Source organism: Streptomyces sp. NPDC001219 (assembly GCF_053597915.1).
In genome coordinates this window covers 14916-35468 of the sequence record NZ_JBSFJF010000005.1, presented here as the reverse complement: position 1 = coordinate 35468, position 20553 = coordinate 14916, and the positions used below count along the sequence as shown (strand labels likewise).

At 73.1% G+C, this 20553-nt stretch carries 20 protein-coding genes; 2 read left to right on the top strand and 18 right to left on the bottom strand.

The window, feature by feature from the left end; all coding sequences use genetic code 11:
- Window positions 1–51 precede the first annotated feature (51 nt).
- A complete protein-coding gene (gene ligD / locus ACWC9R_RS04555) occupies window positions 52–1065 on the bottom strand; it encodes a non-homologous end-joining DNA ligase (protein ID WP_450728910.1) in 1014 nt (337 codons plus the stop codon).
- Window positions 1066–1166: 101 nt separating this feature from the next.
- On the opposite strand from ligD, the gene ACWC9R_RS04550 reads away from it, so the two are divergent.
- Window positions 1167–2228, top strand: coding sequence for an ATP-dependent DNA ligase (locus tag ACWC9R_RS04550; RefSeq protein WP_450728909.1), 1062 nt, complete (start codon window positions 1167–1169; stop codon window positions 2226–2228).
- Between the two features lie 21 nt (window positions 2229–2249).
- On the opposite strand, the gene ACWC9R_RS04545 is transcribed toward ACWC9R_RS04550, so the two are convergent.
- The 4 genes from ACWC9R_RS04545 to ACWC9R_RS04530 all read right to left on the bottom strand — a co-directional run bounded on the left by ACWC9R_RS04545 (window position 2250) and on the right by ACWC9R_RS04530 (window position 6675).
- Window positions 2250–3236 carry an MASE1 domain-containing protein gene (locus ACWC9R_RS04545; RefSeq protein ID WP_450728908.1) on the bottom strand — a complete coding sequence of 329 codons (987 nt, stop codon included), beginning with the start codon at window positions 3234–3236 and terminating at the stop codon, window positions 2250–2252.
- Between the two features lie 62 nt (window positions 3237–3298).
- Window positions 3299–4132: a PP2C family protein-serine/threonine phosphatase gene (locus ACWC9R_RS04540; RefSeq protein WP_450728907.1), complete on the bottom strand. Its 834-nt coding sequence runs from the start codon at window positions 4130–4132 to the stop codon at window positions 3299–3301.
- Between the two features lie 166 nt (window positions 4133–4298).
- Window positions 4299–5939, bottom strand: coding sequence for an APC family permease (locus ACWC9R_RS04535; RefSeq protein WP_450728906.1), 1641 nt, complete (start codon window positions 5937–5939; stop codon window positions 4299–4301).
- Window positions 5940–6192: 253 nt separating this feature from the next.
- Window positions 6193–6675, bottom strand: coding sequence for an acyl-CoA carboxylase epsilon subunit (locus tag ACWC9R_RS04530; protein ID WP_450728905.1), 483 nt, complete (start codon window positions 6673–6675; stop codon window positions 6193–6195).
- 287 nt (window positions 6676–6962) lie between these two features.
- Between ACWC9R_RS04530 and efeB the strand changes: the two genes are divergently transcribed.
- Window positions 6963–8207: an iron uptake transporter deferrochelatase/peroxidase subunit gene (gene efeB / locus ACWC9R_RS04525; RefSeq protein WP_450728904.1), complete on the top strand. Its 1245-nt coding sequence runs from the start codon at window positions 6963–6965 to the stop codon at window positions 8205–8207.
- Window positions 8208–8267: 60 nt separating this feature from the next.
- Here the strand turns inward: efeB and hypE are convergent, their stop codons facing one another.
- The 13 genes from hypE to ACWC9R_RS04460 form a co-directional block, all read right to left on the bottom strand.
- Window positions 8268–9323, bottom strand: a complete 1056-nt coding sequence (gene hypE / locus ACWC9R_RS04520) for a hydrogenase expression/formation protein HypE (RefSeq protein ID WP_450729036.1) — start codon at window positions 9321–9323, stop codon at window positions 8268–8270.
- Window positions 9324–9369: 46 nt separating this feature from the next.
- The gene (gene hypD / locus ACWC9R_RS04515) at window positions 9370–10494 is read right to left on the bottom strand and encodes a hydrogenase formation protein HypD (protein WP_450728903.1); all 1125 of its coding nucleotides are present in this window, start codon (window positions 10492–10494) and stop codon (window positions 9370–9372) included.
- Entirely contained in the window at window positions 10491–10826 is a 336-nt protein-coding gene (locus ACWC9R_RS04510) for a HypC/HybG/HupF family hydrogenase formation chaperone (protein WP_450728902.1), read from the bottom strand. Before ACWC9R_RS04510 ends, hypD begins: the two co-directional genes overlap by 4 nt.
- Before the next feature lie 51 nt (window positions 10827–10877).
- Window positions 10878–13292 (bottom strand): carbamoyltransferase HypF, encoded by a 2415-nt coding sequence (gene hypF, locus ACWC9R_RS04505; RefSeq protein ID WP_450728901.1) that lies wholly within the window; start codon window positions 13290–13292, stop codon window positions 10878–10880.
- Window positions 13289–14170, bottom strand: a complete 882-nt coding sequence (gene hypB, locus ACWC9R_RS04500; protein ID WP_450728900.1) for a hydrogenase nickel incorporation protein HypB — start codon at window positions 14168–14170, stop codon at window positions 13289–13291. Before hypB ends, hypF begins: the two co-directional genes overlap by 4 nt.
- Before the next feature lie 3 nt (window positions 14171–14173).
- Window positions 14174–14554 carry a hydrogenase maturation nickel metallochaperone HypA/HybF gene (locus tag ACWC9R_RS04495; RefSeq protein WP_450728899.1) on the bottom strand — a complete coding sequence of 127 codons (381 nt, stop codon included), beginning with the start codon at window positions 14552–14554 and terminating at the stop codon, window positions 14174–14176.
- A gap of 128 nt (window positions 14555–14682) precedes the next feature.
- Window positions 14683–14787: a DUF6893 family small protein gene (locus ACWC9R_RS04490; RefSeq protein ID WP_450728898.1), complete on the bottom strand. Its 105-nt coding sequence runs from the start codon at window positions 14785–14787 to the stop codon at window positions 14683–14685.
- The gene (locus ACWC9R_RS04485) at window positions 14781–15344 is read right to left on the bottom strand and encodes a hydrogenase maturation protease (protein WP_450728897.1); all 564 of its coding nucleotides are present in this window, start codon (window positions 15342–15344) and stop codon (window positions 14781–14783) included. The genes ACWC9R_RS04490 and ACWC9R_RS04485 overlap by 7 nt, the downstream gene beginning before the upstream one ends.
- The gene (locus ACWC9R_RS04480; RefSeq protein WP_450729035.1) at window positions 15341–16750 is read right to left on the bottom strand and encodes a hypothetical protein; all 1410 of its coding nucleotides are present in this window, start codon (window positions 16748–16750) and stop codon (window positions 15341–15343) included. The genes ACWC9R_RS04485 and ACWC9R_RS04480 overlap by 4 nt, the downstream gene beginning before the upstream one ends.
- Before the next feature lie 8 nt (window positions 16751–16758).
- Complete coding sequence (locus ACWC9R_RS04475; RefSeq protein WP_450728896.1) at window positions 16759–17463, bottom strand: DUF6084 family protein; 705 nt, start codon at window positions 17461–17463, stop codon at window positions 16759–16761.
- Window positions 17460–18128, bottom strand: a complete 669-nt coding sequence (locus ACWC9R_RS04470) for a DUF5947 family protein (RefSeq protein ID WP_450728895.1) — start codon at window positions 18126–18128, stop codon at window positions 17460–17462. Before ACWC9R_RS04470 ends, ACWC9R_RS04475 begins: the two co-directional genes overlap by 4 nt.
- On the bottom strand, window positions 18125–18754 hold the full coding sequence (locus tag ACWC9R_RS04465) for a hypothetical protein (protein ID WP_450728894.1): 630 nt from the start codon (window positions 18752–18754) through the stop codon (window positions 18125–18127). Before ACWC9R_RS04465 ends, ACWC9R_RS04470 begins: the two co-directional genes overlap by 4 nt.
- Window positions 18751–20532, bottom strand: coding sequence for a nickel-dependent hydrogenase large subunit (locus ACWC9R_RS04460; protein ID WP_450728893.1), 1782 nt, complete (start codon window positions 20530–20532; stop codon window positions 18751–18753). The genes ACWC9R_RS04465 and ACWC9R_RS04460 overlap by 4 nt, the downstream gene beginning before the upstream one ends.
- Window positions 20533–20553: the final 21 nt, after the last annotated feature.

Sequence of the window (20553 nt, the reverse complement as noted above, 5' to 3'; positions counted from 1 at the left end):
ACGTCGTCACGGGGCTCCGGCACCGGCGTGCGCGCATCGTCCCGCCCGCGCTCAGCGCTTACGGGCCCGGCTGGGCTGTACCCGGGACGGCTCGCCGGGCATCTTCGGGTGGTCGGGCGGATAGGGCAGGTCGCCGAGTCCCTCGTCCGCCGCCTGCCGGTCCGCGAGTTCCAGGACGGACTCCAGGCCGAAGGCGTGGTCCGCCATGTCCGCGTGCACATCGCCCAGTTCCGCGAACCGCGGAGGGACCGTCCGCAGATCGAAGTCCTCGGGAGCGGCGTCGGACAGCTCGTCCCAGCGCAGCGGGGTGGAGACGGTCGCGCGGGGCCGGGCGCGCAGCGAGTAGGCGGAGGCGATGGTCCGGTCCCTGGCCATCTGGTTGTAGTCGACGAAGACCTTCTCGCCGCGCTCCTCCTTCCACCACGCCGAGGTCACCAGGTCCGGCATCCGGCGTTCCAGCGCCCGCGCCAGGGTGATCGCGGCCCGTCTGACCTCGGTGAACGTCCAGTGGGGCCGGATCGGCACATAGACGTGCACGCCGCGGCCGCCGGACGTCTTGGGCCAGCCGCGCAGCCCGTGCTCCGCCAGCAGTTCGCGCAGGCCGAAGGCGACCTTGACGGCGTCGGCGAAGCCGGTGCCGGGCTGGGGGTCGAGGTCGATCCGCAGTTCGTCGGGGTGCTCGGTGTCCCCGCGGCGGACCGGCCAGGGGTGGAACGTCAGACACCCCAGGTTGGCCGCCCAGAGCACGGCCGCCGGTTCGGTGGGGCACATCTCGTCGGCGAACCGTCCGCTCGGGAAGGCGATCCGGGCCGTGGGAAGCCAGTCCGGCATCCCCTTGGGGGCCCGCTTCTGGTAGAAGAACTCGCCCTCGACGCCGTCGGGGAAGCGCTGCATGGTGGTGGGCCGGTCACGCAGGCCCCGCAGCACCCCGTCAGCGACGGCGAGGTAGTACTGCGCGACGTCCATCTTCGTGAAGCCGCGCTCCGGGTAATACGTCTTGTCGGGGTGCGAGAGGCGCACCGTGCGCCCCGCGACGTCCAGTTCGACAGCTCCGGCTCCGGCCATGGCTCCACGGTAAGGACCGTGCGGCGCCGCCGCGCGCCGGGAGGACCGCGGGCCCGGCCGCCCGGCGCGCGGGAACCGTGCCCAGCCCGCAGGATCGGGACATGGACCTGCCCGTCATGCCTCCGGTCTCCCCCATGCTCGCCAAGCTGGTGGCCGACATTCCCGCCGGCATGCAGTACGAGGCCAAGTGGGACGGCTTCCGCGTCATCGTCTTCCGGGACGGCGAGGACATCGAGATCACCAGCCGTACGACGAAGCCGCTCACCCGCTACTTCCCGGAGGTGGTCCGGGCGGCGCGGTCCGAGCTGCCCCGGCGCTGCGTCATCGACGGCGAGATCGTGATCGCCCACGACGGCCGGCTGCACTTCGAGGAACTGCTGGAGCGCATCCACCCGGCGGACTCCCGGGTCCGTACCCTCGCCGAGCGGACGCCCGCCTCGCTCGTCGCCTTCGACCTGCTGGCCCTCGACGCCGCCGCGCTGCTGGACGAGCCGCAGTCGGCGCGCCGGGAGGCCCTGGTCGAGGCGCTGCGGCCGGCCCGTGCGCCGGTGTACACGGCGCCCGCGACACGGGATCAGGAGCTGGCCCTGCGCTGGTTCACCCAGTTCGAGGGGGCGGGGCTGGACGGGGTGGTCGCCAAGCCGCTCGATCTGCCCTACCGGCCGGGTGACCGGGCCATGTTCAAGATCAAGCATGCCCGTACCGCCGACTGCGTCGTCGCGGGGTACCGGCTGCACAAGAGCGGTCCGGTGGTCGGCTCTCTGCTGCTGGGGCTGCACGACAGCGCCGGGCAGCTCCAGCACGTCGGGGTGTGCGCCTCGTTCCCGATGGCCCGGCGGCGCGCGCTGGTCGAGGAGCTGGCGCCGCTGCGGATGGACGAGGTCGCGGGCCATCCGTGGGGCGCGTGGACCGACGAGGCGGCGCACGCGTCGCGGCGGATGCCGGGCGGGCCCAGCCGGTGGAGCGGCGGCAAGGACCTGTCGTGGGTGCCGCTGCGCCCGGAGCGGGTGTGCGAGGTCGCCTACGACCACATGGAGGGCAGCCGCTTCCGGCACACCGCCCAGTTCCGCCACTGGCGTCCCGACCGTACGCCGGAGAGCTGCACCTACGCCCAGCTGGAGGAGCCGGTGCGCTACGACCTGACGGAACTGCTGCGGAGCTGACCGTACGGAATGGGCGCCGGGTCAGCCCTCGCCGGCCTCCGGCGGCCATCGGCGCCGGCTCTCCCCGGGGGCCAGCCGGTCCACCACTTCGGCCAGTTCGCGGCAGGCCTGCTCGACCTTGCGGCGGATGCTGTTCTGCTCGGTGACGACGGCCGACAGCAGCAGCGCGGTGAGCGCGGCGGACGCGTTGAGGGCCTGGAGGTTGACCATCGCCTCCAGCAGGCTCTGGCCCTGGAAGGGCCCGGTGCGGCGGGTGGCCGCCGTGATGGCCAGTACGGACACCAGCAGCACACAGGGCGCCGCCCCCTGGAGCTGGAAGCGCAGCGCCGCCCACACGATCAGCGGAAAGACCAGGAACAGCAGGGACAGCTCGCTGGTGACCGCCACCAGCGAGACCGCGAACGACGCGATCAGCAGGGTCGCGGCCTCCGCCCACCGGTAGGCGGGGACGCCGCGCGGCCACCGGGCCTTACGGCCGGCGAGGAGCAGCGGGGTGACGACGAGGATGCCCATGGCGTCGCCCACCCACCACGCCGCCCAGGTCCGCCAGAAGCCGCCGGGCGGCAGCGCACCCTTGAGGAGGAGCGTCCCGCTGCCCAGCGTCGCGCTGATCAGCATCCCGGCGAAGGCGCCGAGGGCGACCAGTGCCACACCGTCCCGCAGCCGGTCGAGCCCGGGGTGGAAGCCCACCCGGCGCAGCATCAGGCAGGCGCAGACCGGGGCCAGGGTGTTGCCCGTCATGATGCCGAGGACCGAGACGTCCAGCGTGCTGAGGGAGGCGACGACCAGCAGGGTGCCGAGGGCGATGCCCGGCCAGGTCCACAGGCCGAGGAGCAGCAGACAGCTCAGCGAGATGCCCGTGGGCGGCCACAACGGGGTGACCACGGCACCCGCGATCACCACCTGCTCCAACAGGCCGATCTGTGCGGTCCCGTAGTAGACGCCGACGAGCACGAGGATCGTCAGGGCGGCCGGTGCCGGACGGCGGAGTCCCTCGGTGCGCACCACTCGGCCATCAGACAACGCCGACGGCCGCGCGCCGCTCTCGACACGCGTGCCCGCGCCGCGCTTCACCCGGCCCTGGGCGCCGCCGCGTCGAAGCGCAGCACGAGCACCGCGGAGTCGTCCGTGTGCCCGGTGAACTCGGCCACGGTCATCGCCACATCAGCCACGGTGGCCGGGTCGCCGTCGGCGTTGGCGCTGACCAGCCGGGTCACCTGGGTCAGCCCCGCCTCGATCGGGAACGACGGCCCTTCCACGACCCCGTCGGTGAGCAGCACGTACGCCCCCGCCGTGGCGAACCGGCGCCGGGTGACCGGGTATCTCTCGCCCGGCGCGATGCCGAGCGGCAGGCCTCCCGCGTCGTCGGCGAGGCCGGACCGGCCGTCGGTGGTGGCCCAGATTCCGGGGACATGACCGGCGCGGGCGCTGGTCAGCTCCCAGGCGACCGGGTCGAAGCGGACGAAGGTGCAGGTCGCGAAGAGCCCGCAGTCGACCGAGAGCAGCAGGTCGTTGGCCCGGCTCAGCACCTCCCCCGGATCGGCGGCGTGGCCGGCGACGGCGCGCAGCCCGAAGCGGATCTGCCCCATGAAGGCGGCCGCCTCGACGTCATGGCCCTGCACATCGCCGACGCAGAAGGCGAGCGAGCCGTCCGGCAGCGGGAAGCCGTCGTACCAGTCGCCGCCGATGTCCAGGCCGTGCCGGGCGGGTGCGTAGGTGGCGGCGGCGCGCAGCCCCGGTATCGCCGGCAGTACGGCCGGCAGCATCTCCCGCTGGAGCGCCTCGGCGAGTTCGACCCGGGCCCGCTGTTTCTCGGCGCCTTCCCGCGCCTGGGCGGTCAGTCGCCCGAGCGTGGTCAGCAGATCGTCCGCGCTCGCCGACCGCGGGGGACGACGCCGAAGCATGGACCGCTCCCAGGTGCGTCGGTGCATGGGCCACTGCGGGGCGTGCTCCGTGCGTCTCCGCGGTGGCCGCCTGACCTGGCCTCATGGGGGCTCTTCGGGAGCCCGCCTCTCCCGGTTCATCATATTTCCGCGGTCGGACTTCCGCTTGACGGCCCCCGTGGCCTGTTCAGGCGGCGGCGGGGCGGGCCACCTCCAGGTGCCGGACGCCGGACCGCACCGCCCAGAAGAAGATGGCGAGCGCGAGGACGGCCACGGTGACCGAGTCGTACGGGGCCGGCAGCTTGCCGGAGCCCTCGAAGGTGCCCAGCCAGGAGACCAGCGTGAGGCTCACCAGATAGGCCACCAGCCAGGCGCCGGTGCGGAGTTCGGCGCCGAGCGGGCGGCTCGGGCCGGCGCCGTCGCTCTCGACGGCGGCCCTGTCGCGTGCCCCGGGGCGGCGCATGGCCAGGAAGATCAGCAGGCCGCCGAGCACGAGGGGCAGCGCGAGCCGCAGGTCGTGCCAGCCCGACCAGTAGACGAACTCGCTGGCCACGACGAAGCTGAGCGGCGCGATCCAGCTCAGCCCCGGGACCCAGCCGGCGGTGCGGCCGCCCGGTTCGGCGCGGAACACGGCGACCGCGACCGCGGAGGCGGCGTAGATCAGCAGATACATGTCGCCCATGACGCTCACGATGTCCTGCCAGCCGCCGAACGGCAGCAGAAAGACCATGATCACGACGAGGTTGATCGCCAGCGCCCGGCGCGGGATGCCGAACCGCTCGTTGACCTTCATGAAGTACCGGGGGATGGTGCCGTTCTTGGCGAGCGCGTAGGTGTGCCGCCCGTTGAGCGCCACGCCCACGTACGCCGAACCGCCGGGCGAGATCACCGCGTCCGCGTACAGCAGGCTGGCCAGCCAGTGCAGATTGAGGATCAGGGCGAGCTGGCCGAACGGGGAGTCGAAGGAGACCCCCTTCCAGCCATTGCCGAGCAGATGCTCGGGGACGGTGAAGAGGAAGGCCACCTGGAGGGCCAGGTACATGATCACCGCGAGGCCGATGCCGGTGAGCACCGCGGCGGGAAGGGTACGGCGGGGGTTGCGGGTCTCGCCCGAGAAGTCCAGCGGGGCCTGGAACCCGTTGACGGAGTAGACGATGCCGCCGCCGGCCAGCGCGGTCAGGCAGGCGACATAGCCGTACGGGGCGAAGCCGCCGTGGTCCGTCAGACGGCCGGAGTGCCAGCCGGAGGCGATCAGGGCCGCCACGGTGACGACCGGGACCACGATCTTGAAGATCGAGACCAGGTTGTTGAGCCGGGCGAACATCCGCACCGCGAACCAGTTGAGCGCCGTCAGCAGGACGCTGAGCCCGGCGGCCAGGGCCACTCCGGAGAGCGTGAGGGTGTGGCCGTTGTAGATGCCCGGGAGGTAGTGCGCGGCGTACTGCATGATCGCGCTGATCTCGGCGGCGGTACCGCCCACCGACAGCAGGGTCGACCAGCCGATGAGGGTGCCGACGAGCCGGCCGCTGGCGAACAGCGGCCAGCGGACCGTACCGCCGCCCTCCGGCCGGGTCGCGCCGAGCTCGATCATGACCAGGGCGACCAGCCCGCACAGCACGCCGGCCCCGATCCAGGAGAGCAGCGCCGCGGGACCGGCGGTCTGCGCCGCGTACAGGGCGGCGAACAGCCAGCCGGAGCCGACGATATTGGAGAAGCCGATGCCCGTCAGTCCCCAGAAGCCCAGGTCACGGCGCAATCGGCGCTCCTGCGCCTGCACTTCCGGGACATCCGCCCCGTCGCCCTCACCCGATACCTGACCCTCGGCCACGACAAACGCTCCTTGATTCACTGTTCCGGCTCGCCGGACCCTACTCGACGATCACCGAAGAGGAATCACGCGTTCCACCAGCGGACACTTCCAGCACGCAGCGCAGCGCCGAGGTACTGGAGAGTGACGATGCGTACCCGGTCACTCACTCCTGGTCAGAGGAGCAGGGGGGCTGACGACGGCTCCGGACGCACGCGGTCGGCCGAGCGCCGCCGGACGCTCGGCCGACCGGCCGTCAGCGCGGTGCCGGAGCTCAGCCGCAGGTCCAGCAGCCGGACCAGCAGGCGGAGCGGCCCGGCGGGTGCCGGCGGTCCCGGGGCGGCTCCTCGGGCCGGCCGTCGGCGGCGAGGGCACTCAGGCCGGCGAGCTGGGCGCACAGGACGACGCTGATCGCCGCGATCTCCTCCGGCTCGGCATGGCCCTTCTCGATGCGCAGCCAGGAGACGGGCGGTGCGGCGACATCGGCGCCGCCGTCGAGGGGCATGGCGTGGCCGACGGCCGGTTCCGCCGCGGCCGGGTCGCCCTGGGAGGCCGTGCACTCGTCTGCGGCCGCACTCGCGTCCGGGACGGCCTCCGCGTCGGCGGCGCGGTCCGCCTCGACGGGTGGTGCCCCGTCGACGGTGGTGCCCTCGCTGCCTGGTGCGGTGCCGTCGGCCGTGTGTTCCTCGAGCGGGGTGCCCGGGGCGAGGCGGGTGGCCTCGGCCAGGGCGGTGCTCGCGTCGGTGGAAGTGCTCATGTGGGGGGTCCATGGGCTCGGTGGTGGTGCACGGTGGGTGACCTGCCGCCCGGCCTGCGTGGTGGGTGTTCGGGCAGGTCACAGGGCCGACGCTAGAAGCGCTCCGGGGCGCTGTCGCGCGGTGGGCCCGCCGGCTGCGCCATTCGGACGACCCGCCGGGGTCCCAGGCGTGATATCCGGGGCCGGGGCCGTGTTGCTCCCGACCCGTACGTCGTGGGCGGCGAGCATCGCGCACAGGGATGTGCAGGCACACGGCTGCCGGACGACGCAGTCAGGAGGGCGGGACCATGAGACGTGAGCAGGCCGACGACGGGTGCGCCGTTCCGCGGCACGACGGACGCCGGGGATTTCTGAAGTGCGCGGCGGGGATCGCGGGGGTGGCCGCGGCGGGACTCGGCGGGCAGGCGGCTGCCGCACCGGCGGGCCGGCGGCGCGACGGGGTGCCGCTGCCCGACCAGGTGCCGTTCCACGGACGCCACCAGGCCGGCATCGTGACCCCGCAGCAGCTCTTCGCCGGCTTCGTCGGCTTCGATGTCCTGGCCCAGGACCGCGAAGGTCTCACCACCCTGCTCCAGAAGCTCACCACCCGGTCGCGGGTGCTGGCGGCCGGGGTGAAGCCGCAGGACGAGCAGGTCGCCGCGGAGAAGCCCACCCCGGACTCGCTCACCGTCACCCTCGGTGTCGGTGCCTCCCTGTTCGACGACCGCTTCGGTCTCTCCGGGCACAAGCCACGGCATCTCAAGGCGATGCCGGCCTTCCCCGACGACCGGCTGGAGCCGGCCCGCTGCCACGGTGACCTGTCGTTGCAGGTCTGCGCGCAGCACCCGGACGCCGTCGTCCACGTGCTGCGCGACCTGGCGCGGGAGACGCACGGTCTGCTGCGGCCCCGCTGGCGGGCGGACGCCTTCCTCAACCCGTCGCGGCCCTCGGGGTCGCCGCGCACCTTCGTCGGCTTCAAGGACGGGATCGTCAATCCGGACACCGGCTCGGCCCGGGAGATGGACCGGCTGCTGTGGGTGACGCCGCCCTGCGGGGAGCCGGACTGGGCGCTGGGCGGCAGCTATCAGGTGCTGCGCCTGATCCGCTTCCACGTCGAGAAGTGGGACAAGGTGCCGGTGTCACGCCAGGAGAAGATCTTCGGCCGGCGCAAGGCGAGCGGTGCGCCGCTGGACGGCACGCACGAGACGGACTCACCGAGGTACCGCGAGGACCCGTACGGCAAGAAGATCCCGCTCGACTCCCATATCCGGCTGGCCAACCCGCGCACCGACAAGACTGACAAGTCCCGCTTCCTGCGCCGGAGTTACAACTACGACGCCGGTTACGACAGCAAGGGGCAGATGGACCTCGGGCTGGTCTTCTGCGGCTACCAGCAGAACCCGGAGCGGCAGTTCGCCGCCGTGCAGCGGCGCCTGCGGCACGAACCGCTGTCGGAGTTCATCACTCCGATCGGCGGCGGCTACTTCTTCGTTCTGCCCGGGGTACGGGACGCCGACGACTGGTTCGGGTCCCGGCTGCTGCAGAAGACCTGAGCGGGTCCGGTCACACGCGAGAGGGCGGCGCCCCTTCCGGCGCCGCCCTCTCGCGTGGGCTCAGCAGATCCGTGGCAGCTGCTCGCCCAGCGGCAGGTCGACGACCCGGGTGCCGCCCAGCGGGGTGCGGGCCACGACCATGCCGGGGTGGGTCTCCACGGTCTCCCCGATGACCGCGGCGCCGGCGCCCAGGGGGTGGGCCCGCATCGCGTCCAGCACGGCGTCGGCGTGCTCGCGGGGGACGAACGCCACCAGCTTCCCCTCGTTGGCGACGTACATCGGGTCCAGGCCGAGGATGGCGCAGGCGTTGGCGACGGCCGACGGCACGGGGATGGCGCGCTCCTGGATGACGATGCCGGTGCAGGAGGCGGTGGCGATCTCACACAGCGCCGCGGCCAGCCCGCCGCGGGTGGGGTCGCGCAGGACGTGCAGATCGGGGGTGACGGCGAGCATGCTCTCCACGAGGCCGCCGAGGGCCGCGCAGTCGCTCTCGATCTCGACGCCGAACTCCAGGCCCTCACGCACGCTCATGATGGCCACGCCGTGCAGGCCGATGTCACCGCTGACGATCACCACATCGCCGGGGACGACGCGCTGCGGGCGCAGGTCGACGCCCGCCGGGATCAGGCCGATACCGGCGGTGTTGAGGTAGACGCCGTCGCCGTGGCCCGCCTCGACGACCTTGGTGTCGCCGGTCGCCACCTCGACCCCGGCGGCCCGTGCCGCCGCGCCCATGGCGTCGGCGACCCCGGCGACCACCGGCATCTCGACGCCTTCCTCCAGGATGAAGCCGCAGGAGAGGTAGGCGGCTCTGGCGCCGCTCATGGCGAGGTCGTTGACGGTGCCGTTGACGGCGAGGTCGCCGATGCAGCCGCCGGGGAAGAAGAGCGGCCGGACGACATAGGAGTCGGTGGAGAACGCCAGGCGGACGCCGCCGAGGGACACCGCGGCGGAGTCACCGAGCTGGGCGAGGATCTCGCCGCCGAAGGCGGGGGCGAAGATCTGCTGGACGAGTTCGGCGGACAGCGCGCCCCCTCCGCCGTGCCCCATGACGACACGCGGCTGGTCGCGGAGCGGGGTGGGGCAGGTCCAGCCGGAGATGTCGACGGTGGGCAGACCGCGGTCGGCCGGGGTGGGGCCGCCGGGCTGGGGGTGCTTGGTGTCAGGCAACGGGGCTCGCCTCCTGCGGGATGGACGGGGTGCCGAGTCGGCGGTAGAGGTAGTAGGCGGCGCAGGCGCCCTCGCTGGAGACCATGGTGGCGCCGAGCGGGGAGCGCGGGGTGCAGGTGGTGCCGAAGGCCTCGCACTCGTGCGGCTTGATGAGTCCCTGGAGGACCTCCCCGCTGCGGCAGGCGGCCGGTTCGCGGGTGGTGAGGCCGTCGACGGAGAAGCGGTACTCGGCGTCGTAGTCGCGGTAGCGCTCCGACAGCCGCCAGCCGCTGGCGGGGATGGTGCCGATGCCGCGCCAGGCGCGGTCGGTGACCTCGAAGACATCGGCGAGCATGGCCTGGGCGGCCGGGTTGCCCTCGCTGCGGACGGCGCGCGGGTAGGCGTTGTCCACGGTGTGTTCGCCGCGCTCCAGCTGGCGGACGGTGCGGCGGACGCCCTCCAGGATGTCGAGGGGTTCGAAGCCGGTGACCACGATCGGCACCCGGTGGCGCTCGGCCAGTTCGGGGTACTCCCCCGTGCCCATCACGCTGCAGACGTGGCCCGCGGCCAGGAAGGCCTGGACCCGGCAGCTCGGCGAGGACATGATCGCCTCGATCGCGGGCGGCACCCGGACGTGCGAGACCAGCAGGCTGAAGTTGCGGATGCCGAGCTTGCGGGCCTGATACACCGTCATGGCGTTCGGCGGTGCGGTGGTTTCGAAGCCGATGCCGAAGAACACCACCTGGCGGTCCGGGTTCTGCTGGGCGACCTTCAGGGCGTCGAGCGGGGAGTAGACCACCCGGACGTCACCGCCCCGGCCGCGCACCTGGAACAGATCGCGGTCACTGCCGGGGACGCGGAGCATGTCACCGAAGGAACAGAAGATCACGTCGGGGCGGGAGGCGATCTCCAGGGCCTTGTCGATGACGTCCAGCGGCGTCACACAGACCGGACAGCCCGGACCGTGGATCAACTCGACCTCATCGGGTAGCAGTTGGTCGATGCCGTGCCGGATGATGGTGTGGGTCTGCCCGCCGCAGACCTCCATCAGGGCCCAGGGCCGGGTCACCGTGGCCCGGATCTCGTCGAGCAGCCGGCGGGCCAGCTCGGGGTTCTGGAACTCTTCGAGGTACTTCACCGGCTCGTCTCCCGCGCTCCGTCGATGGGGGCGGCCGGGGGTGTGCCGCCCGCCCCGTCCCGTCCCTGGGCGGCGGCCGCCTCCCAGGGGTCGCCGAACTCCTCCTGCAGCAGGCCCAGTTCCTCGAACAGGGCGAGGGTGTGCCGGGCGGACTCCTCGTCCAGGCGCTGCAGCGCGAAGCCGACATGGACGATGGCGTACTCACCGACCTTCAGGTCGGGGACGTACTCCAGGCACACCTCCTTGACCACACCGCCGAAGTCGACGGTCGCCATACGGGTGCCGTCCCGTTCCTCGATGTCCAATACCTTGCCGGGTACCGCCAGACACATGGGGGCTCTCCTCGTCGTGGGTACGTTGCGTCCGCCGCGCCGCGGTACCGCTCAGCGCACGGCGGCTCCTGCCGTGCGGGCCGCGACGACGATCTGACCGAGTGCCAGTCCCCCGTCGTTGGGCGGGACGCGGCGGTGGCGCAGGACGGTGAAGCCGTCCTGCCGCAGCAGGCGGGCGGCGGCCTCGGCCAGCAGGGTGTTGGCGAAGACCCCGCCGGTCAGGGCCACGGTCGTCAGTCCGGTGCGCTCGCGGGCCGACACACAGCCGCGCCGGACGAGGTCGGCGACCGCGGTGTGGAAGCGGGCCGCGATCAGCGGTACGGGGGTGCCGGCGCGGAGGTCCCCGACGACGGCGGTGAGCACCGGCGCCGGGTCGGCGACGAGGTCGGCGGCGGCCGCGCCGGACGGACCGGGGCGCAGCGCGAACGCGTACCCGGGACCGTGCTCCTCGCCCGCTGTCAGGGCGGCGGCTTCGAGGGCCATGGCGGCCTGGGCCTCGTATCCGGCGTGGTGGCAGACCCCTGCCAGCGAGGACACGGCGTCGAAGAGCCGGCCCATGCTGGAGGTCGGCACACAGTTGAAGTGACGTTCGAGCTGCCGGGCCAGCAGCCGCCGCTCGTCCGGCGGGCAGGCCGTCACCGGGGGCAGGTCAGCGGCCCAGTCGATGCCCGCGGCGCGCAGATGGGCGAGGGCCATGCGGTAGGGGCGCCGTACGGTGGCGTCGCCGCCGGGCAGCGGGACGTAGGCGAGCTGGCCGAAGCGGCGGTAGCCGTCGTAGTCGGCGAGCAGGATCTCGCCGCCCCAGACGGCGTGGTCGTCGCCGTAGCCGGTGCCGTCGAAGGCGACCCCGATGACGGGGTGGCCGTCGCGGAGCCCGTGTTCGGCCATGGCCGCGGCGATATGGGCGTGATGGTGCTGGACGCGGACCAGCGGCCGGCCGTCGGTGTGGCACTGCGCCCAGCGGCCGGAGCGGTAGCCGGGATGCCGGTCGGCGGCGAGGAGTTGGGGGCGCACCCCGGTGACCGTCTCCAGGTGCTCCTCGGCCCGCTCGAAGGCGCACTGTGTCGCCAGGTCGTCCATGTCGCCGATGTGCGCGGACAGCCAGGCGCGGTGCCCTTCGGCGAGGCAGAACACGTTCTTGAGGTCCCCGCCGGCCGCGAGCGCGGGCCGTACCGGCACCGGCAGGGGGACGGGGAACGGCGCGTACCCGCGGGAGCGGCGCACGAACAGCGGCTCCCCGTCGCTGATGCGGACCACCGAGTCGTCGCACGGAATCCGGATCGGCCGGTCGTGGGTGAGCCAGGCGTCCGCCAGCTGCGCGAGGCGCCGCAGGGCCTCGTCGTCGTCCGTGACGATCGGTTCGCCCGCGACGTTGCCGCTGGTCATGACGAGCAGCCGGGGCCCCGGAGGGTCACCGGGCAGTCCGAGGAGGAGGTGGTGCAGCGGGGTGTACGGCAGCATGACGCCCAGGTCGGGGCTGCCGGGGGCGACCGCGTCGGACGGCATGGCGGCGCCCGGGGCCGCCGCCGGACGCGGGGTGCGGCGCAGCAGCACGATCGGCCGTACGGGCCCGGTGAGCAGCGCGCGTTCCTCCGCCCCGACGCGCACCAGGTGTTCCACGTCGCTGACTTGACGGGCCATCAGCGCGAAGGGCTTGTCGCCGCGGGCCTTGCGGGCGCGCAGCAGGCCGACGGCGGAGTCATCGGCGGCGTCGCAGACGAGGTGGTAGCCGCCGAGGCCCTTGACGGCCACGATCGCGCCGTCGGCGAGCAGCCGCCGGGTGGCGGCGACCGGGTCGGCACCGGGTGCCGGGTGCGGTGGGCTGGTGCGGTCGGCGGGGTCGGCGGTGAGCAGCCGCAGCCGGGGGCCGCAGTCGTGGCAGGCGATGGGCTGGGCGTGGAACCGCCGGTCGCCCGGGTCCGCGTACTCCCGTGCGCAGGCGGGGCACATCGGGAAGCGGTCCATGGTCGTCAGCGCACGGTCATAGGGGACGCCGGTGACGAGGGTGAAGCGGGGCCCGCAGTGGGTGCAGCTGAGGAAGGGGTGCCGGTGGCGGCGGTCGGCCGGGTCGGTCAGCTCGGCGAGGCAGGCCTCGCAGGTGGCGGCGTCCGGGGCGACCAGGGTGCGGGAGGGACCGTGGGCGCGGGAGGGGAGGATACGGAAGCCGGCGTCACCGGCCAGGGCGATCTCCTGGCCGTCGACGGTCTCCACGACGGCCAGCGGCGGCGCCTCGCCGCTGAGGCGCTCGCCGAAGCGGGCGAGCGCCGCGGGGGCGCCCTCGACCTCGGCGACGACGCCCTCGCCGGTGTTGGTCACATGGCCCGTCAGGCCCATTTCCGTGGCGAGGGTGTGGACGAACGGGCGGAAGCCGACGCCCTGGACGACGCCCCGCACGGTGATCCGGCGGCGTGCGGCGGCTGCGGGAGGGGCCGTCGCGGTGGTCCCCTCGGCCTGCCCGGTGGTCATGAGCGGCTCGACGCCACGGTGTCGGAGTCGGTGGGGTGCGCCCGGCCGCCCGGCGCCTCATGCGAGTGGGAGTGGGAGTGGCCCGCATCGTGGGGATGGGAGTGGCCCGCATCGTGGGTGTGGTGGCCCGCTTCGTGGGTGTGCCCCTCGTCGCACGGCTGGCCGTCGTCCGCGTCATGGACGTGGTGGGACTTCCGGGTCATGACCGGGATGTGCACCGGGGCACCGTCGCGCGCCGCCAGCGCCCGGTCCAGCAGCAGACCGTCGCCCGCACCGCCGCGCACCGAGGTGAGGACGACCTCCACCCCCGGGTTGATGCGTTCGACGTTGGCGCGGAACTCCTTCTCGTCGAACGAGACCGCCTCGGCGATATCGGTCTTGGTGACCACGACCAGATGCGCCAGTCCGAAGGCGGTGGGGTACTTCAGCGGCTTGTCCTCGCCCTCGGTCACCGACGCCAGCACGACGCGCAGGGTCTCCCCGAGGTCGTAGGAGGCGGGGCAGACCAGGTTGCCGACGTTCTCGATGAACAGCAGCCGGGTGTCCGCGGGCAGCCAGCCGTGGAGGTGCCCGCCCAGCATCTCGGCCTCCAGGTGGCACAGCCCGTCGGTGAGCACCTGTTTGACGGGCACTCCGGAGCGGGCCAGCCGCACGGCGTCGTTCTCGGTGGCGAGGTCGGCGGTGAGCGCCGCGACCGGAACACCGCGGTCGCGGGCGAGGGTCAGCTCACGTTCCAGGAGCGCGGTCTTGCCGCTGCCAGGGCTGGAGAGCAGATTGACGAGGGAGGTGCCGCGGGCGGCGAGATCCTCGCGCAGGGTGTGGGCACAGGCGTCGTTCTTGGCGAGGACCGCCTGTTGCAGGTCGACGACACGGCACATGGTTCAGCGCTCCTCGTGGGTCGGTACGTGTACCGGGGCGTCGTTCCAGCACACACTGACGATCTGCAGTTCCCGGCCGGACAGCAGCTCGGCCGTGGCGCCGCCGCAGCCCGGACAGCTGAGCTGCGGGGGCATGCCCACCGGCCAGGTGTCCGCACAGGGGCCGCAGCGGGCGCGGGCCGCGACGGGTTCCGTCACCAGCTCCGCGCCCTCCAGCACCGTGCCGGCACAGGCGAGTTCGAAGGAGAAGGCGAGTGCGTCGGGGACCACCCCGGCCAGTTCGCCGACCTGCAGCCGGACGCTGTGGACGGTGCCGCCGCCGGGGGGCCGGGCCGCGCTCTCGACCTGGTCCACGACCGCCAGCGCGATGGACATCTCGTGCATCGGTCCCTCTCTGGTGCGGCGACGACCGGGGGCCGCTCGGCTTCATTAGACGGCGCCGCCGGAGGGCGTCCGGGGTGCCTCGCCGGGCGGCGCGGCGGCGTACACCGTTCGGTGCAGCGCCGTTCCGGTCACATGGACCGGATACGCATATAGCGCTTGATATCCGGCAGAACGGAGCGGGCGATGAGGGCGAGCGCGGCGGCGAGCGCGCCGCCCAGGGCGAGCTTCAGCATGGTGTCGTGTTCCTCTCACTGGGGTGCGCCCCGGCGGCGGACGGGGACGGTTCCTCCGCGCCGACCAGCCGCAGGACGATCTGGACGGCCTCGTCGACCGCGGCGTCGACGGGTGCGCTGAGCCCGATGCCTTCGGTGATGTCGGCGGGTTCGCAGCCGACGACCAGGACGCGCTCCGGGCGCCGGCCGCCGGTGCCCGCGCTGAGCGTGTCGAGCAGCGCGAGCACGGCGTCGGGGGTCATGTGGTGGCCGTCCAGCGCGGTGTCCGGCGGCCGTTCGGCGGGAGTGGTGGCGTCGAGCAGGTAGACGGTGCCGGGCTCTCCGCCGCGCGCGGAGGCGTCGACGAGGAGCACCGTGTGGTAGCCGTCGAGCATCTGGTAGGCGAGGTGGACGCCCCGTACTCCGGCGTCGACGACCTCGACCCCCTCGGGGAGCTGATGCTGCTCCAGCCTGCGGACGGCCTCGACGCCGAAGCCGTCGTCGCCGAGGAAGATGTTGCCGACACCGGCGATCAGCGTCTTCGCGGGCCGCTTGCCCGCGGATGCCTCGGGGCTCACGCGTCCTCCAGGGGGGCGACTTCGTCGGGTTGGAAGTACAGGAACCGGCCCTGCTCGCGCCGGATGTCGACGCCGGGGTCGCCCTCCACGGTCACCGCGAGGTGCACACCGCCGTCGACGTCGTGCAGCACCGCCTCGACATGCGCGGTGCGGCCCTGGAGGAAGAGGTCCTGGGCGTCGGTGCGCCGCAGGCCGGGGCGGAGCCGCACCCGGCTGCCGGCGCCGACCTGCCGCCCGTCGATGGTGACCCGGTCGCGTACCGGATCGACGCTGCGGTCGCTCTCCGGGTCCCACCAGGGGGTGTCCGGGCGGAGGCCCGGCACGTCGGGGGTGAACGCGTCGGGGGCGGCCGGGCCGGGTCCGGTGACCTCGCGCAGCGCCCGTACGGCGCCGTGCAGCCGCTCCAGCACCTCGGGCGGCATGGTGTCGGCGAGTTCGATGACCTCGGCGGCGCGGGGGTCGGTGCCGCGGGCCTCGCGCTTCTCCTCGTCGGTGAGGGCCGCGGTGCGCAGGGTCAGGATCTCGTCGATCTCCAGGGCGTCGTAGAGCGCGCCGGGGCTCTCCGGGGCGATGGCCGGGTGGTCCTCCAGGATGATCGGCGCGGAGAGCACCACATCGGCGCGGCCGGACCCGCCGGCCAGCACCGGCCAGGCGTGCTCGTTGCGGCAGGCCGCGACGGCGCCCCTGGCCCACTCCGGCGGGTCGGTCATGGAGAGGAAGGCGCCCGCGCTCAGGCCGAGGAAGAGATGGGCCCCGACCAGCGAGCGGGGCAGTGCCGCGGTGCGGTCGGCGCCGGTCTCGTCCGGCTGCCAGCCGCTGGTGTTCTCGACGGTCGCGGTCAGCCGGAACGCCGCGTACGGCCCGTCGAGTTCGCTCGCGGTCAGCCGGACCAGGCCGTCGATTCCGGCGCAGTGCCGCACCAGCCGGCCGACGAGCCGTCCCTCGGCGTCGTGGACCTGTTCGGTCTCCTCGCGCGCGGGCCGGCTGAACGGGACGGTGACGCCCTCGCCGGTCAGCTTGGAGACATCGGCCACCAGCGTGACGCGTTCCTCGACGCCCTCGTCCCAGGGCACCAGCAGCCGGTCGGGCAGGGAGAGTTCGGCCGCGTCCTCGAACCCGCCGTCCGGGCACAGCCGTTGGACCGTACGCCGCTGGGCGCGCAGAAACCGCAGCTCGGCCGAGAGCCGGGCGCCGGAGCGGGGTTCCATGAGGCATTCGGTGCGCTGGAAGGAGTGCTCCGCGCTGTCGGCGCCCCAATGGGGCGGCACGAGGACCCCGAACTGCCAGCGGAGCTGGTTCTTGGCGGCGGACGCGCGGTACGGGTAGAGCACATAGCCCTCGAACAGCACGGCGTCGGCCACCTGGCGGGCGGCGGCGAAGCGGTCCGTCGTGTCCTCGGGCAGCATGCTGGTCGTCACGGCGCGGTCCTCTCGCTGAGGGGGCGGACGGCGGCGCCCGGGAAGAACCGGGCGCGGGGCGCGGGCGGTTCGGTGCCGTCCGCGGCGGCCAGCAGCGACTCGACGGTCGCCTGCCAGGAGGGCAGGGCCTGCCGGGAGCGGTAGGCGAGCAGCGCGTCGAGGGTTTCGCGGGGCAGCCGCAGCCAGCCGCAGCCGGGGAAGTGCGCCTCGGTCATCTCCTGCCAGACGGCCACCGGCATCCGTACGGACGCTTCCTTGTGCCAGGGCACCGGATGGACCCGGAAGCCGCCGGCGCCGGCGAAGACCGTGCCGGAGAACAGCAGCAGCAGCGGCACCTCGCCCTCGCGCAGCGCGTGGAAGTAGCGGCCGGCCGCGACGTCCAGGTCGTAGGTGCAGGGGACGGGGAGGTCCACCTCGGTCTCGCCGGTGAAGCCGGGGATGACGAGGGAGACCTGGGCGAACTGCAGCGGGTGCAGGGTGGTGCCCCAGCGGGACCGCGCGCCGAAGAGGTCGGACAGCGCCGCGGCCTCGTCGTCCCGGTAGTCGCGCCGGGCCGGTTCGATGCGGAGCTGGCAGCGCAGCGCGAGGGCGTGTACCCGGGCCGCCTCGGCGGCGGTGATGCGCAGCCGGAAGAGGAGGGTGGGGGCGGCGGCGTAGGGGTCGGCGCGGACGCCGGTGCAGTCGAAGGACAGCTCGGTCACGGCCGGTCGTCCCCCTTCGGCTCGCGGGCCCGGCGGGCGACCTTGGTGAAGAAGTCGGCGAGTGCGGCGCGCGCCTCGGCGCCGCCGTCGAAGCCCTGCCACAACAGCCGCATCCGGCCCACGAGTTCGTAGCAGATGTCGACCGGCACCAGATAGCAGTCGATGCGGCCCTCGGTGCGGCGCAGCAGCAGCGCCTCGACGTCGGGCCGCAGGAGGGGGGCCAGCCGGCTGGCGGAGAGCACGGTCTGCCAGGTCGACGGGGCGAGTTCGCTCTCGGTGGCGCCGGCCGGGCTGGGGTAGAGGGCGGCCGGCCGGTCCTGGTCGGCGTTGCGCAGGAAGAAGGCGACGCCGACCGGGATCTGGAGCCGTTCCCAGGCCGCGTCGTCGAGGGTGTGGCCGGGGTCGGTGAGGTAGCGGTCGGGGACCGTACGGAAGGGTCCGGTGCCCGCGCCGGGCCGGTCGAAGAGCAGTGCGCACGGGGTGCAGGCACAGGCCAGCGCCCGGCGCCGGGTGTCGACCAGGTGGCGGTGGTTGTGCTCGGCGAGTACGACGGCGCACAGTTCGCAGCGTTCGGGGGCGGCCGGCACCGGGGCCCGGAAGCGGCGCAGGCCGCGGTGGGCGGGCGGTGGCCCCAGGCGCGGGGGCGCCGTCTGCCGGCCGCTCACGAGGCGGTGGCGGCGGTCGGCGGCCGACGGGAGATCTGCAGCAGCGGGGGCTCGGGCCGGTCGCCCGCCGCCTCCCACCGCATCGAGGTCACCTCGGGCGCGAAGCAGGACACCGCGGCCTCGACGGTCTGCCGGGCCTGCTGGTCGGTGCTCGGGCAGCCGCAGCCGCCGGAGGCGCCGGGGCGCAGCCGCAGCGTTCCGGTGTCCGCGTCGAACTCCGCGACGTCCGCCGGGTGTTGGCGGCGGACGCTGTCCAGGGCGCGGCCGATGCGGGCGGCGGTGTCCTCGGGGTGCAGATCGTGCAGCACCAGCAGGCTGGTCACCAGCTCGTCGCGCAGCAGCGCCGCGCGCGGGCCGTCCTCGCCCGTGCCGCTGCCCACGAGGTGCATGATCCGGGCGAGTCCCGCGCCGTAGAAGTCCATCAGGACGCGGACGAGTTCCTCGGCGGCGGCGCTCGCCTCGCGGTCGTCGCGCTGCGCGAGGCGGTCCAGCACCTCTTCCACGCGCCGGCCGGCGGCCTCGGCGCTCGGCACGGCGGCGGACGGTGCGGGAGCGGACGGCGCACCGGCCCCGGGCGCGTTCGCCCGCGGTGCGGCGGCCTCTGCCGTGGTGGCCCGGGCGCTCATCCGGAGAGCCCGCTCAGACCGGTGGGCACATGCATCTTCTGTACGGACCTGCCGTCGCCGACGTACATGTGGACGCCGCAGGGCAGACACGGGTCGAAGCTGCGCACCGCGCGCATGATGTCGATGCCCTTGAAGTTCTCCGGGGAGTTCTCCTCGAAGATCGGGGTGTTCTGGACGGCGTCCTCGTACGGGCCGGGGGTGCCGTAGGTGTCCCGGGTGCTGGCGTTCCACGGGGTGGGCGGGTACGGGTGGTAGTTGGCGATCTTCCCGTCCCGGATGACCATGTGGTGCGAGAGGACGCCGCGCACGGCCTCGGTGAAGCCGCAGCCGATGGACTCGTCGGGGACCTCGAACTTCTCCCACGTCTGGGTGCGTCCGGCGCGGACCTCGTTCAGGCCCTGCTCGGCGAAGTGCAGCGCCATGGCGGCCGAGTAGGCCTGGAAGTAGGTGCGGGCCCGGTTGCGCTCCAGGGCGTTGCTCCACTTCGGGATCTTCCACTCGAAGCGCGCCTCGGGCTTGGTCATGGAGCGGGGCAGGTCGATGACGACGCTCTGGCCGGTGGCCTTGACGTACGGGGTGTCGACGAGCCCGGACAGCGCGGTGGACCACAGCCGGGCGATCGGGCCGCCGCCGGTGTCCAGGGCCAGGTGCTCCTTGCCGTCGAACCAGCGCGGGGACATCACCCAGCTGTACTTGTCGTTGAAGTCGCGCTTCTGCGGGGCGGGGATGGTGTGCTGGTTCCAGGGGTGGCGCGGGTCGACCGGGTTGCCGAGCGGGTCGTGGGTGACGAACTGCTCCTGGCCCTGCCAGTCCTGGTAGTAGGAGCTGCCCAGCAGAATCCGGATGCCGAGGTTGATCTCGGTGAGGTCGTTGGTGACCAGCTTGCCGTCGACGATGACGCCCGGGGTGACGAACATCTTCCGTCCCCAGTCCGTCATGTTGCGGTAGGTGAAGTCGCAGTGCTCCGGGTCGTTGAGCGCACCCCAGCAGCCCAGCAGGACGCGGCGGCGGCCGACCTCCTCGTACCCGGGCAGCGCTTCGTAGAAGAAGTCGAACAGGTCGTCGTGGAGCGGCACCACCCGCTTCATGAACTCGACGTAGCGCATCAGCCGGCTGAGGTAGTCGGTGAAGAGCTGGACGCTGGCGACGGTGCCGACACCGCCCGGGTAGAGCGTGGAGGGGTGCACATGGCGGCCCTCCATGAGGCAGAACATCTCCCGGGTGTAGCGGCTGACCTGGAGGGCCTCGCGGTAGAACTCGCCCTCGATGGGGTTGAGGGAGGTCATGATGTCGGCGATGGTGCGGTAGCCGTGCTCGCCCGCGTGGGGGGCCTCGGTGCGCTGGGCGAGCTCCCAGACGCCGGGGTTGGTCTCGCGGACCATCTTCTCGCAGTAGTCGACCCCGACCAGGTTCTCCTGGAAGATGTTGTGGTCGAACATGTACTCGGCGGACTCGCCGAGGTTGATGATCCACTCCCCCAGGTGCGGGGGCTTCACCCCGTAGGCCATGTTCTGTGCGTAGACGGAACAGGTGGCGTGGTTGTCACCGCAGATGCCGCAGATCCGGCTGGTGATGAAGTGCGCGTCGCGGGGGTCCTTGCCGCGCATGAAGACGCTGTAGCCGCGGAAGACGGACGAGGTGCTGTAGCACTCCGCCACCCGCTTCTGCTTGAAGTCGATCTTGGTGTGGATGCCGAGGCTGCCCACGATCCGGGTGATCGGGTCCCAGGACATCTCCGTCAGACCGCTGCCGTCGGCCGCCTTCGTTCTCGGTGCCATCGTGAGTGCCGTGCCCTTCTG

Bases quoted from the DNA above. Each gene is read 5' to 3' on its own strand.
- ligD (WP_450728910.1), bottom strand. From the start codon at position 1,065: ATGGCCGGAGCCGGAGCTGTCGAACTGGACGTCGCGGGGCGCACGGTG.
- ACWC9R_RS04550 (WP_450728909.1), top strand. From the start codon at position 1,167: ATGGACCTGCCCGTCATGCCTCCGGTCTCCCCCATGCTCGCCAAGCTG.
- ACWC9R_RS04540 (WP_450728907.1), bottom strand. From the start codon at position 4,132: ATGCTTCGGCGTCGTCCCCCGCGGTCGGCGAGCGCGGACGATCTGCTG.
- ACWC9R_RS04530 (WP_450728905.1), bottom strand. From the start codon at position 6,675: ATGAGCACTTCCACCGACGCGAGCACCGCCCTGGCCGAGGCCACCCGC.
- efeB (WP_450728904.1), top strand. From the start codon at position 6,963: ATGAGACGTGAGCAGGCCGACGACGGGTGCGCCGTTCCGCGGCACGAC.
- ACWC9R_RS04510 (WP_450728902.1), bottom strand. From the start codon at position 10,826: ATGTGTCTGGCGGTACCCGGCAAGGTATTGGACATCGAGGAACGGGAC.
- hypF (WP_450728901.1), bottom strand. From the start codon at position 13,292: ATGACCACCGGGCAGGCCGAGGGGACCACCGCGACGGCCCCTCCCGCA.
- hypB (WP_450728900.1), bottom strand. From the start codon at position 14,170: ATGTGCCGTGTCGTCGACCTGCAACAGGCGGTCCTCGCCAAGAACGAC.
- ACWC9R_RS04495 (WP_450728899.1), bottom strand. From the start codon at position 14,554: ATGCACGAGATGTCCATCGCGCTGGCGGTCGTGGACCAGGTCGAGAGC.
- ACWC9R_RS04490 (WP_450728898.1), bottom strand. From the start codon at position 14,787: ATGCTGAAGCTCGCCCTGGGCGGCGCGCTCGCCGCCGCGCTCGCCCTC.
- ACWC9R_RS04480 (WP_450729035.1), bottom strand. From the start codon at position 16,750: ATGCTGCCCGAGGACACGACGGACCGCTTCGCCGCCGCCCGCCAGGTG.
- ACWC9R_RS04465 (WP_450728894.1), bottom strand. From the start codon at position 18,754: ATGAGCGCCCGGGCCACCACGGCAGAGGCCGCCGCACCGCGGGCGAAC.
- ACWC9R_RS04460 (WP_450728893.1), bottom strand. From the start codon at position 20,532: ATGGCACCGAGAACGAAGGCGGCCGACGGCAGCGGTCTGACGGAGATG.